Origin of the sequence: Streptomyces sp. NRRL S-118 (assembly GCF_000716335.1) — a bacterium.
Lineage (GTDB): Bacteria > Actinomycetota > Actinomycetes > Streptomycetales > Streptomycetaceae > Streptomyces.
Window position 1 is genome coordinate 112207 of record NZ_KL591009.1, and the last position, 12921, is coordinate 125127.

The 12921-nt window shown below is 74.6% G+C and carries 9 protein-coding genes; 8 read left to right on the forward strand and 1 reads right to left on the reverse strand.

Features of this window, described 5'->3' with window-relative positions; genetic code table 11:
- Positions 1–8 precede the first annotated feature (8 nt).
- On the forward strand, positions 9–1568 hold the full coding sequence (locus IH00_RS0117980) for a PucR family transcriptional regulator (protein ID WP_031074767.1): 1560 nt from the start codon (positions 9–11) through the stop codon (positions 1566–1568).
- Positions 1569–1572: 4 nt separating this feature from the next.
- Here IH00_RS0117980 and IH00_RS42770 read toward each other — a convergent pair whose 3' ends face one another.
- Positions 1573–1746, reverse strand: a complete 174-nt coding sequence (locus IH00_RS42770) for a hypothetical protein (RefSeq protein WP_158827849.1) — start codon at positions 1744–1746, stop codon at positions 1573–1575.
- A 268-nt stretch (positions 1747–2014) separates the two neighbouring features.
- Here IH00_RS42770 and IH00_RS0117990 point away from each other — a divergent pair, with 268 nt between their 5' ends.
- The 7 genes from IH00_RS0117990 to IH00_RS42775 all read left to right on the forward strand — a co-directional run bounded on the left by IH00_RS0117990 (position 2015) and on the right by IH00_RS42775 (position 12909).
- Positions 2015–3043, forward strand: coding sequence for an EamA family transporter (locus IH00_RS0117990; protein WP_031074768.1), 1029 nt, complete (start codon positions 2015–2017; stop codon positions 3041–3043).
- 112 nt (positions 3044–3155) lie between these two features.
- Positions 3156–4598, forward strand: coding sequence for an aldehyde dehydrogenase family protein (locus IH00_RS0117995; RefSeq protein WP_031074769.1), 1443 nt, complete (start codon positions 3156–3158; stop codon positions 4596–4598).
- A 187-nt stretch (positions 4599–4785) separates the two neighbouring features.
- Positions 4786–5346, forward strand: a complete 561-nt coding sequence (locus IH00_RS38945) for a hypothetical protein (protein WP_052411459.1) — start codon at positions 4786–4788, stop codon at positions 5344–5346.
- Positions 5347–5350: 4 nt separating this feature from the next.
- Positions 5351–8326: a M48 family metalloprotease gene (locus IH00_RS0118005; protein WP_031074771.1), complete on the forward strand. Its 2976-nt coding sequence runs from the start codon at positions 5351–5353 to the stop codon at positions 8324–8326.
- Positions 8327–8608: 282 nt separating this feature from the next.
- The gene (locus IH00_RS0118010; protein WP_031074777.1) at positions 8609–10546 is read left to right on the forward strand and encodes an acyl-CoA dehydrogenase family protein; all 1938 of its coding nucleotides are present in this window, start codon (positions 8609–8611) and stop codon (positions 10544–10546) included.
- 235 nt (positions 10547–10781) lie between these two features.
- Entirely contained in the window at positions 10782–12014 is a 1233-nt protein-coding gene (gene aroA, locus IH00_RS0118015; protein ID WP_031074779.1) for a 3-phosphoshikimate 1-carboxyvinyltransferase, read from the forward strand.
- A gap of 106 nt (positions 12015–12120) precedes the next feature.
- Complete coding sequence (locus IH00_RS42775) at positions 12121–12909, forward strand: hypothetical protein (RefSeq protein WP_031074781.1); 789 nt, start codon at positions 12121–12123, stop codon at positions 12907–12909.
- The last annotated feature ends 12 nt before the right edge of the window (positions 12910–12921 follow it).

Sequence of the window (12921 nt, forward strand, 5' to 3'; positions counted from 1 at the left end):
GTCCAGCCATGCCGCCCACGCTCGCCTCGCTCGTCCAGCACTCGGCGCTGAAACTCACCGTCCGCGCCGGGGAGGAGCGCCTCGACACACCTGTCCGCTGGGCCCACGTCAGCGAGCTGGCCGACCCCGTCCCCTATATGGAGGGCGGCGAACTCCTGCTGACGACCGCCATGACCCTGGACGCCGGCAACCCCGAGGCCATGCGCCGCTACGTGAAGCGGCTGGCCGGCGCCGGGGTCGTCGGGCTCGGCTTCGCGGTGGGCGTCAACTACGACGCGACCCCGCAGGCGCTGCTGGACGCGGCCCGCGACGAGGGTCTGCCCCTGCTGGAGGTGCCACGGCGCACGCCGTTCCTGGCCATTTCCAAGGCGGTGTCGGCGGCCATCGCGGCGGACCAGTACCGGGCGGTGACGGCCGGCTTCGAGGCCCAGCGCGAGATGACGCGGGCGGCGCTCACCGAGGGCCCGGCGGCCGTGGTGGCCCGGCTGGCCGCGCATGTGGACGGCTGGGCGGCGCTGTACGACGCCTCCGGCGCGGTGGTGGCGGCGGCCCCCGAGTGGGCGGCGCGGCGGGCGGCGCGGCTGACCGCCGACGTGGAGCGGCTGCGCGAGCGCTCCGCCCCGGCCAGCGCGGTCGTCGGCGGCACCGACGACCGGGTCGAGCTCCAGTCGCTCGGCTCCGGGCGCCGCGTGCGCGGCGCGCTCGCCGTCGGCACCGGGGCGCCGCTCGGAACGGCGGAACGTTACGCCGTCCACTCGGCCATCGCCCTGCTCACCCTCACCACCGAACGCTCGCGCTCCCTGCAGGCCGCCGAGCAGCGGCTCGGCGCGGCGGTGCTGCGGATGATGCTGTCCGGGGAGCCGGACCACGCGCGGGCGGCCGCCGGGGACCTGTACGGCGGACTGCTCGACGCCCCCTTCAGGCTGCTGATCGCCGAACCGGCCGGCGAGCGCGACCCGGGCGCGGAGCCGCCTCTCACGGCCCTCACCGACGCCCTGGAGACGGCGGCCGCCCGCACCGGCGAGGCCCTGCTCGCCGTGCCGGAGGGCGACGACCGGCTCGTGGTGCTGGCGGGCGACGGGGGAGCGGTGGTCTCGGCGTGCGACGCGTACGCCGAGAAGGAGGCCGAGGAGGCGGGCGTCGTGGTCGGCCTGTCCGCGCCGACCGGCCCCATCGCGGCCGCCTCCGCCTACAAGCAGGCCGAGCAGGCGCTCTCCGTGGCCCGCCGCCGCGGCCGCGCCCTCGTCGAGCACGAGGAACTGGCGGCCGGCTCGGTCCTGCCGCTCCTCGCCGACGACGCCGTGCGCGCCTTCGCGGACGGCATGCTGCGCGCCCTGTACGAGCACGACGCCACCGGCCGCGGCGACCTCGTGGCCTCCCTGCGCGCCTGGCTCTCCCGCCACGGCCAGTGGGACGCGGCGGCGGCCGACCTGGGCGTCCACCGCCACACCCTGCGCTACCGCATGCGCCGCGTGGAGGAGATCCTGGGCCGCTCCCTGGACGACCCCGACGCCCGGATGGAGCTCTGGCTGGCGCTCAAGGCCACGGGCGGGGCGCCGCCGCGGTAGGGCGTCACCCGGATGCGCCCATCACCGTCCCGGGGGTGACCTCCGTGATGGTGCCGTCCGGCGCGAAGTACACGCGCACCTCGTACAGGCTCCGCACGCCGCTGAGGAAGTCCGGCTGCCCGTAGTGCCACACCTGGAGCCCGGTCCGCTCGAAGTACGACCGGGCCGGCGACCGCATGGTCTCGTCAGGCGAGGTTCGGCCGGGCGAGGGCGGGGAGCTGCTCACTGCAGGAGGCGGTCATCAAGGCTTTCCGGTGATCGGGGGCGGCCGGTGGTCGCGCGGCCGCGCTGCGTACGACCTCATGACTTCCGCGCGGCGGCCTGCGGTTCCGGCCCGGCGCCGCGCCCCGCGATCAGGGCGGCACTCCGCTCGCCGACCGCTGATCCTGCCCGGTTTCGGGCAAAATTCTTGGCATTCCGACTCCTGGCTCCATAATCTCCGGTGCATGACAACCCCCGCCGCCGACCCGGCAGCCCCCGTCCCCGACGTCCCCACACCCCCCGCCGGGCGCTCCCCGGCGCCCCTCCCCGGGACGCCCGCCCCGGCACCCGGGCCCGCGACCCGCCGCCGCATCAGCGGGGCCGTCTGGTTCGCGCTCGCCATCGTGTACGTCGTCTGGGGTTCCACCTACCTCGGCATCCGGGTCGTCGTCGAGACCATGCCGCCCTTCCTCTCCGCCGGCGCGCGGTTCGTCGTCGCCGGGGTGGTCCTCGCCGCGCTGCTCGCCTGGCGGCACGGCCCCGCCGTGCTGAAGGTGACCCGCCCGCAGCTCGCCTCCGCCGCCCTCGTCGGTCTGCTGCTGCTCCTCGGCGGCAACGGCCTGGTCGTCCTCGCCGAGACCTCCGTGCCCTCCGGGCTCGCCGCGCTGCTCGTCGCGGTCGTCCCCGCCTGGGTGGTCCTCCTGCGCACCGCGGCCGGCGAGCGCCCCGGCCTCGGCGCGTACACCGGAGTGCTCCTCGGCCTCGCCGGGCTCGCCGTGCTGACCCTGCCGGGCCTCAGCGGCGACGTGCGCATCGGCGGCGTGCTCACCGTGATCGCCGCCACCGTCATGTGGTCGGCCGGCTCGTTCTCGTCCTCCCGCATCCCCATGCCGAAGAACCCCTTCACCGCCAGCGCGTACGAGATGGTCGCCGGCGGCCTCGGCTGCCTCGCCCTCGGGCTGGTCCGCGGCGAACAGCGGGGCCTCGACCCCGGTGCCTTCTCCGCCCGCTCCTGGACCGCGTTCGCCTACCTCGTCCTGTTCGGTTCGCTGATCGCGTTCACGGCGTACGCCTGGCTCCTGCAGAGCGCGCCGCTCTCGCTCGTCGCCACCTACGCGTACGTCAACCCCGTCGTCGCGGTCGCCCTCGGCGCGCTGCTCCTCGACGAGGCCCTGACCTGGCCCATCGCCCTCGGTGGAGCGGTCGTCGTGGCGGGGGTCTGCCTCATCGTCAGCACGGAACGCCGCCCGGAACGTACGGAACGGCGAAACTGACGCCCGCACCACTCCACCCCGGACAAACCACCGTCCGGCCGCCCGGCCCTACCGTGTGAGCGGAAGACATCAGAACCCACCTCCGCACAGCTTCGAAAGGGCCGGGATCGCAATGACTGCCACCGCCTTCTGGCTCGCCGGCCGCCAGGCCACCGGCGAGACCACCTTCGACGTCACCTCCCCCTGGGACGGCCGCCTCGTCGGCCAGGTCAGCGTGCCCACGGAGGCCCAGGTCGAGGAGGCCGTGGCCGCCGCCCACGCGGTCGTCGACGAGTTCGCCGCCACCCCGGCCCACGCCCGCGCCGCCGCCCTCGACCACGTGTCGAAGCGGCTCGCCGAGCGCACCGAGGAGATCGCCCAGCTGATCTCCGCGGAGAACGGCAAGCCGATCAAGTGGGCCCGCGGCGAGGTCGGCCGCGCGGTCTCCGTCTTCCGCTTCGCCGCCGAGGAGGCCCGCCGCTTCAACGGTGGCGAGGCCCAGCGCCTCGACACCGACGCCGGCGGCCAGGGCCGTCTCGCCCTGACCCGCCGCTTCCCCAAGGGCGTCGTCCTCGGCATCGCGCCGTTCAACTTCCCGCTGAACCTGTGCGCCCACAAGGTCGCCCCGGCCATCGCCGTCGGCGCGCCCATCATCCTCAAGCCCGCCCCGGCCACCCCGCTCTCCGGACTGATCCTCGGCGAGCTGCTCGCCGAGACGGACCTGCCGGCCGGCTCCTGGTCGATCCTGCCGGTCACCAACGACCGCATGCCCGCCCTGGTCAAGGACGAGCGCCTGCCCGTGATCTCCTTCACCGGCTCGGACAAGGTCGGCTACGCCATCCAGGAGTCGGTGCCGCACAAGCACTGCACCCTGGAACTCGGCGGCAACGCCGCGGCCGTCGTCCTCGCCGACTGGGCCTCCGACGAGGACCTGGACTGGGCGGCGACCCGTATCGCCACCTTCTCCAACTACCAGGGCGGTCAGTCCTGCATCTCCGTGCAGCGCGTGATCGCCGACGCCTCCGTCTACGACCGGCTCGTCCCCAAGGTCGTCGCCGCGGTCGAGGCCCAGGGCACCGGTGACCCGTCCGACGACACCACCGACGTCGGCCCGCTGGTCAGCGAGGACGCCGCCAAGCGCGTCGAGTCCTGGGTGGACGAGGCCGTCAAGGCCGGCGCCACGCTGCTCACCGGCGGCAAGCGCGAGGGCGCGACGTACGCCCCGACCGTGCTCGCGGACCTGCCCGCCGACACCACCCTCGCCTGCGAGGAGGTCTTCGGCCCGGTCCTGACCCTGCACCGGGCCGACGGCGAGGCCGCGGTCTTCGCCGAGGTCAACAACTCCAAGTTCGGCCTGCAGACCGGCGTCTTCACCCGCGACCTCCAGACCGCCTTCCGCGCCCACCGCGCCCTGGAGGTCGGCGGCGTGATCATCGGTGACGTCCCCTCCTACCGCGCCGACCAGATGCCGTACGGCGGAGTCAAGCAGTCGGGCGTCGGCCGCGAGGGCGTGCGCTACGCGATGGACGACTACACGTACGAGCGGGTGCTGGTCCTCACGGGCCTGGCCCTGTAACAACCCGTCACTCGGACGGCCCAGACCGGCGGCCGGAGCCCACTGTGCGGGGGCTCCGGCCGCCTTCCTGCAACCTCGCGCGGTGCTCGGCGTGCCGCGGCGGTATGTCGGACCGTCACTTCCCCTGCCAGAGTGGTGGTCCCGCGGCCTGCCCGGTGCGGGGAGGCTCACGGCGTCTGGGGGACGAATGGGTTCTGGAACTGACGTGCCCGGCATCGGCCGGCCGAACGAGCCGGTACGCGATCTGGTGCGTTCGGTCGTCGCCGTTCTGGCGCCGGAGGAACTGCCGCTCGTGGACGGGCTCCGGCGCTTCGACGACGCGACGGTGGTGCGGCGTCTGAGCGGCCGGCACGGGCACCGCGAGCCCCTGGGGTTCGGCGCCGGCGAGATCGCGATGCTGGTGACACCGGTGGTGTGGCTGGTGCTCGACGGGGTGGCCCAGCGGATGGCGGCGGCGACGGCGGACCGCGTCGCGCAGGGGGCGACCGGCACGCTGCGGCGGATCTTCCGGCGGCCCGCCGCCCCGGTCGAGGTCCCGCCGCTGACCCGCGAGCAGCTCGCCGAGGTGCGGGCGCTCGTCCTCGCCACCGCGGAGCAGCGGGGCCTGTCGCCCAGGAGGGCCGCGGAGATCGCGGATGCGCTGGTCGCCCGGCTGGCCCTGTCCGGCGGGGAAGGCCCACCCGCCGAGGAGACCCCGGCCGGGCCGGGCGACGGAACCCCTCCGGACGCGAGCACCGTTCGGGACTAGGCGGATGCCGGTGCCGCCACCCGGCCCGCTTCCCGGGCCGCGGATCGACGAGCGGGTGCTGGGCGCGGGGACGAGCGTACGGTTCGCCACGCTGCTGTTCCTCATGCTGACCGCCGGCGGATCGATGGCGCTGGCCGTGTACCGCGGGGTCTCCGACGGGGACATCGCCGGCTGCGACCTCGCCGCGGGAGTGGATCCCCACGACAGCGGCTTCTGGGCGCGGGCGGTCAGCATCACCGGCCAGTCCGTCGCCTACCGCTGGTGCGTGTCGTACTGGGCGCCCGCGCCGCCGTGGTGGCAGGTCGTCGGCTGGCCCCTCCTGCTGATCGTCTCGGCCGGCCTGCTCTTCCACCTCCTGCCGCTGTGGAAGGCCCGCCGCACCCGGGTCGTCCCGCTGGAGTCGGTCGACCCGGACGGCGAACTGCGCGCCCTGCTCGGCGAGCTGACCGCCGCGACGGGCGTCACGCCGGCGCCCCGGGTGGTCGTCGACCCCGCCGCCCTGTCGACCGGAGCGGTGGTGTTCGGCCGCACGCGCCGCCCGGTGGTGTGCCTGCACGGCGGTCTGCTCGCCACCCGGCGCAGCGACCCCGAACGCTTCTGGACGGTGCTGCTGCACGAACTCGCCCACATCGCCAACCGCGATGTCACCCTGACCTACGCCACCGTCGCCCTGTCGCGGGTGTTCCTGGTCCTCGTCCTCCTGCCGTACGTGATCTGGCAGGGCCACTGGATGTACGGCTTCCTCGCGGCAGGCATGCTTCCGCCGCTGGACCGGGTGACGCTGCTCGCCGCCGTCATGGTCGCGCTGGTGTACCTCGCGCGGTCCGACACGCTGCGCAGCCGTGAGATCTACGCCGACCTGACCGCGGCACGCTGGGGCGCCGACCCGCACGCCTGGGCCGCCACCGCCACGCGGCCGGACGGGACCGCCCGGCGTGCCCTCGACTCCTTCCTCGAACTGTGGCGCACCCATCCGCGATGGGGTCTGCGCCGGGGTGCGCTGGCCGACCCGGCCCCGCTGTTCCGGGCCGCGGCTCTGCCGGTCTTCCTCACCGGGACCATGGCCGTGCTGGCCCCGTGGCACCTGATGTACCAGCTGGCGCCGTACCGCGCCGACGCCACCAGCAGCGTGTTCCAGGCCATCGTGCTGATTCCCGCCGCCCTGGTGGCCGGAGTGGCCGGGACCGCGCTGTGGAGGGCGGTGGTGTACGCCGTGCTGACCGGCACCCGGGTCCCCTCGGGCATCCGGGCAGGCGCCTGGCTGGGAGCCGGCATGGCGGCCGGTACGGTCCTCAACGGCTACGGAACGGGCTGGGCATGGCTGCCGGTACGGCCCCAGGTGCTGCTGATACCCGTGGTCGCCGGGGCTGCCTTCGGGTGGTGGACCACCCGGTGCGCCCACCTGTGGGCCTCCACCTGGCGCGGGCGGACCCTGCGTCCCGCGCTCCTGCTGGGCCTCGTCGCGGCCTTCCTCGCGATGGCGTCGTGGCTCCTGTGGTGGATGGCGTCGGGGACGGTGTGGGCCGGCGGGTTCACGGTGAGCGCCGAGGGGATGGCCCGGTCGGTCCTGGAGTGGCTGCCCTCCGCGGCCCCGGCGGGAGACCTGAGCGGGCAGCCGGGCATCACGACCGTCCTGCCGCTGCTGCAGAGCGTCGCCTTCTCGCCCTTGTCCGCCCTCTCGGCCGCCGCACTGTGGGTGGTCCCGCTGCTCGCGTGGGCGGCCGGTCCGGTCCGGGGCACCGTGCGCTGGACCGCCGCCCCGCCACCCCCGTCCGGCGACCCGGTGGCGCCCCTGCGCCGGGTGATGCTGCCCGGCCTCGTGGGCGGGGCGCTGGCGTGCCTCGCGGTCGCGGGCGTCCAGGCGTACGTCCACACCGGGCAGCCGGCACCGGACGGTCGCGGCGGGCTGTACGCCCTGCGGTACGCGGGCATGGTGCTGCTGGCCCTCGTCGTGCCCTCGGCGCTGGCCGCCGCCGTGGCGAGTGCGGTGACGGGCCGCTTCCGCCTGCTGGGCAGCCTGATCGCGGCCCAGACGGCGACCCTGCTGGGGCTCGTCGCCATGACCGTCCTCGTGTCCGTGGACGGCTGCGCCGGTCCTCTCACCGTCCTGCACGACAGTTGCGCCTGGCGACCGGCCTGGCGGCAGCCGCTGTTCCCGTTCGTCTTCCTGCTGGACAACGCCGTCGTCCTCGCGACCCTCACCGCCGGCGCCGCGGCCGCGCTCGCCACGCTCCTGCACCGCGCACGCCCACACCGGTCCCGCCCCTCCGGCAGCCGCCGGGCCGGCCCTCGCCGGGGCACCCTCGTCCCGAGCCCCCGTACGCGGCTCCTTGCCGTGGGCCTGCTGTGCGCGGCGGCCGTCGCAGCCTCCGCCGCGACCGGCGTGTACCAGTTCCACGTCCTCGGCCTCGTGAACGACCTGGCCGACGGCCAGCGCAAGGTGACGCAGATGGCGAGCGTTCCCGACAGACCCGTGTCCCCCGGGACCCGGCTGGACCAGGTCCATGCCTGGTACCACCTCGGCGGGTACGACGCCCTGGAGCTGATCGTGTCGTACACCGGCCAGCTGACCGAGGTCGTCCGCGAGGCCAAGGACGCCCGGCCCGCCCTCTCCTGGGACCGGCTGGACGAGCGGTTACGGCCGGTCTGCACCCGCTGGAGCGGAGCCGAGAGACTCGAAGTGGTCTGGTTCCGGGTGCCCGACAGCGGCGCCCAGGCCGACTGGCACGCGATGGCCGTCCGGGCCGGACGCGGCGGCCGGCTCTGCGCGCAGGCCCTGGACGCGCGCGACCAGCCCCGCCTGCTGACGGCCCTGCGCGACCTGATCGCGGCCGGCCGCTGTGCGTCATCGGCCAACGCCCGCATCGACACCATGCTGCGCGACGGCGGCCTGCGGGGCACGATCCGTCCGCCCGTGAAGGGAGCACGGGCCATCTGCGACCGTGCCGTGGACGGCCTCCCCACCCCGGCGGGCCGGTGACGGCCGGGGGCCGCCGGACGACCGGCTCCGCCGGCCGGACACACGCCGCTCGGCCCGGTCGGCAACCGCCCGGCTCAGCCCCGGGGAGACCCCGCCCAGGGCGGCTGCTCCCCGTCGTCCGGAAACCCGCCATGACCGGCATCGTGGGAGCCACCGGCAGTCCGCCGTACGGTCCCGGTCGCCTTTTCGTACCCGGCGTAATCGGGTAATACGGTCGAGTAGCAGCGGTCGGCGGACGACACCGGCCGTCCGCCCCCGACTGAAGCGGCGAGGTGAGCCCACATGTCCGGCCCCCACCACAAGCCCAAGGTCTCCGAGCGCGAAGCACGCCAGGTCGCCGAGGCCGCCCGCGAGCAGGACTGGCGCAAGCCCAGCTTCGCCAAGGAGCTGTTCCTCGGCCGTTTCCGGCTGGACCTGATCCACCCGCACCCGATGCCGCCCGACGAGGACGCGCAGCGGGGCGAGGAGTTCCTCGCCAAGCTCCGCGACTTCTGCGAGACGAAGATCGACGGCGCGCAGATCGAGCGGGACGCCCTCATTCCCGACGCCGTGATCGACGGCCTCAAGGAACTGGGTGCGCTCGGCATGAAGATCGCCCCCAAGTACGGCGGCCTCGGGCTCACCCAGGTGTACTACAACAAGGCCCTGGCCCTCGTCGGGTCCGTGAGCCCCGCCGTCGGCGCCCTGCTCTCCGCCCATCAGTCGATCGGCGTACCGCAGCCGCTGAAGATGTTCGGCACGCCGGAGCAGAAGGAGACCTTCCTGCCGCGGCTCGCCCGCACGGACATCTCCGCCTTCCTCCTGACCGAGCCGGACGTCGGCTCCGACCCCGCCCGTCTGGCCACCACCGCCGTGCCCGACGGCGACGAGTACATCCTCGACGGCGTGAAGCTGTGGACCACCAACGGCGTCGTCGCGGACCTGCTCGTGGTCATGGCCCGCGTACCGCGGATGGAGGGCCACAAGGGCGGCATCACCGCATTCGTCGTCGAGGCCCAGTCGCCCGGCATCACCGTGGAGAACCGCAACGCCTTCATGGGCCTGCGCGGCCTGGAGAACGGCGTCACCCGCTTCCACCAGGTCCGCGTCCCGGCCGCCAACCGCATCGGACCCGAGGGCGCCGGACTCAAGATCGCCCTGACCACCCTCAACACCGGGCGCCTGTCGCTGCCCGCGATGTGCGTCGGCGCCGGCAAGTGGTGCCTGAAGATCGCCCGCGAATGGGCGGGCGTGCGCGAGCAGTGGGGCAAGCCGGTCGCCCACCACGAAGCGGTCGGCTCGAAGATCTCCTTCATCGCCGCCACCACCTTCGCCCTCGAAGCCGTCGTGGACCTGGCGAGCCAGATGGCCGACGAGGACCGCAACGACATCCGCATCGAGGCCGCCCTCGCCAAGCTGTACGGCTCCGAGATGGCCTGGCTCATGGCCGACGAACTCGTCCAGATCCGCGGCGGCCGCGGCTTCGAGACCGCCGACTCCCTCGCCGCCCGCGGGGAGCGGCCCGTCCCGGCCGAGCAGATGCTGCGCGACCTGCGCATCAACCGGATCTTCGAGGGCTCGACCGAGATCATGCACCTGCTCATCGCCCGTGAGGCGGTCGACGCGCACCTGGCCGTCGCCGGCGACATCATCGACCCCGACAAGACGCTCGGCGACAAGGCCAGGGCGGGCGTCCAGGCCGGCGCCTTCTACGCCCGCTGGCTGCCGAAGCTCGTCGCGGGACCCGGGCAGCTCCCGCGCGCGTACGCCGAGTTCCACCCGGCGGGCCACCCGGATCTGGCCGCGCACCTCCGCTACGTCGAACGCACGGCGCGCAAGCTGGCCCGCTCCACGTTCTACGCCATGTCGCGCTGGCAGGGCCGCATGGAGACCAAGCAGGGCTTCCTCGGGCGGATCGTCGACATCGGGGCCGAGCTCTTCGCCATGAGCGCCGCCTGCGTACGGGCGGAGCTGCTGCGCACCACCGGCGACCACGGCCGTGAGGCGTACCAGCTCGCGGACGCCTTCTGCCGCCAGTCCCGCATCCGGGTCGAGGAGCTCTTCGGCCGGCTCTGGCACAACACCGACGACCTCGACCGCACGGTCGTCAAGGGCGTGCTGTCGGGCACGTACACCTGGCTCGAGGAAGGCATCCTCGACCCCAGCGGCGACGGCCCGTGGATCGCCGACGCCACCCCGGGACCCTCCACCCGCGAGAACGTCCACCGCCCGATCCGCTGAGACCGCCGGGACCGCCGGTCCGCGGGGCCGGTGACCGGCTGCGACCGCCACGGCCGCCGGTCCGCCGCGACCGGCGGCGGTGCCGGCCCTGCCGCCGGCCCGCGCCGACCAGCAGCTGAGACGCCCGCCGCCGGCCCGCGCCGACCAGCAGCTGAGACGCCCGCCGCCGGCCCCGCGCCGACCAGCGGCTGAGACGCCCGGCGCCCGTCCCGCCCCGAACGGCAGGATGGGCGCCGTGACCGTCATCGAGATCCCCGGCTCCAAGTCCGTCACCGCACGCGCGCTGTTCCTCGCCGCCGCGGCCGACGGCGTCACCACCCTCCTGCGCCCGCTCGCCTCGGACGACACCGAAGGGTTCGCCGAAGGCCTCACGACCCTCGGGTACGAGGTCGAGCGGACCGCCGGCGCATGGCGCGTCCAGGGCCGCCCGGCCGGCCCCGCGGCCGCCACCGCCGACGTCCACTGCCGCGACGGCGCCACCACCGCCCGCTTCCTGCCGGCCCTCGCCGCCGCGGGCCACGGCGACTTCCGCTTCGACGCCTCCGCGCAGATGCGCCGCCGCCCGGTCGGACCGCTCACCGAAGCCCTGCGCACCCTGGGCGTGGACCTGCGCCACGAGGAGGCCGAGGGCCACCACCCGCTGCGCATCGCCGCCCGCGGCGTCAAGGGCGGGTCCCTCCTCCTGGACGCGGGGCAGTCCTCCCAGTACCTCACGGCGCTGCTGATGCTCGGCCCGCTCACCGCCGAGGGCCTGGAGATCACCGTCACGGACCTGGTCTCGGAGCCGTACGTCGGGATCACGCTCGCGATGATGCGGGCCTTCGGCGCCGAGCCCGCCCGCGAGGGGAACGTCTTCACCGTCCCGCCGACCGGATACCGCGCCACCACTTACGCCGTCGAGCCCGACGCCTCCACGGCGAGCTACTTCTTCGCCGCCGCCGCGCTCACCGGCCGCGAGGTCACCGTCCCCGGCCTCGGCAGCGGCGCCCTCCAGGGCGACCTGGGCTTCGTCGACGTGCTGCGCCGCATGGGCGCCGACGTCGCGATCACCGACCGGGCCACCACGGTGCGCGGCACCGGGCGCCTGCACGGCCTCACCGTGAACATGCGCGACATCTCCGACACCATGCCGACGCTCGCCGCGATCGCCCCGTACGCGGACGGCCCGGTCCGCATCGAGGACGTCGCCAACACCCGGGTCAAGGAGTGCGACCGGCTGGAGGCCTGCGCCGCGAACCTGCGCCGCCTCGGCATCACCGTCACCACGGGCCCCGACAGCATCGAGATCCACCCCGGCGCTCCGCGCCCCGCCGAGATCGCCACCCACGGCGACCACCGGATCGTGATGTCCTTCGCCGTGACGGGCCTGCGCACCCCCGGCATCGGTTTCGACGACCCCGGCTGCGTCCGCAAGACGTTTCCCGACTTCCACCGGGTCTTCGCGGAGTTCCGCGCCGAGGCCCCGTAGAAGCCCCATAATCGAGCGCGATCACCAACGGGACGGGGGCGGACGGATGCCGCGGTACGGACGAGGACGGAACGGGCGAGGACCGTGCGAGCAGGGGCGGTCCGGGGTGGGGCGGGACCGGCAGGAGCGCCCCCGGCAGGCAGGACGCCTCGCCGTCGCGCTCACCGCGCTCGCGCTGGCGGCCGCCTGCAGCGCGGACCCGGGGCCCGGGGGAGACGGCAAGGCGTCGGAGCGGCCCCCGGCCTCCGCGGGCGGCGGCTCGTCCCCGGGCGGCGGGGCGAAGGATCCGAAGCCCCTCTCCGAGGACCGGCTGACCGCCGCCGCCTTCGGCGAGGGCGAGAAGGCCGGCCCGTACACCGCCGGCGCCCTCCTCGTCGGGGACACACCGCTCAGCGACGCCTACACCGCCGACCCGGCCGTCTGCCAGCCGCTGGTCAGCCTCGCCGCGGGCGCCACGCCCCACGACCCCGCCGCCGAGGTCAACCGCGACCTGAGCATCCCGGGAGAACTCCGCTCCGTCGACGTCACCGTCCAGCTCCGCTCGTACGGCGCGGGCGGCGCCCGCGCCGTCATGGCGGCCCTGCGGAAGGCGGGCACCGCCTGCGCGAGCGGCTTCACCGAGGAGCGCGTCATCGCGAAGGCCCGCTATCTGAAGGCGGAGCGGATCGAGGCCCCGGCCATCGGGGACGAGGCCGTCGCGTTCCGCTTCACCATCCAGGACGTCAAGAACAAGGACCTGAAGCTGTACGAGTACCTCACCGTCGTACGGTCCGGCTCCACCACGCTCTCCTTCCGCGCCGACATCCTCGACACCAAGGACTTCGGCGGCGTCCCGCGGGAGGTCGTCACCGCCCAGTGGGAGAAGTTCCGCGCGGCACACGCCAACACGGCGTGAAGCACACCGCTC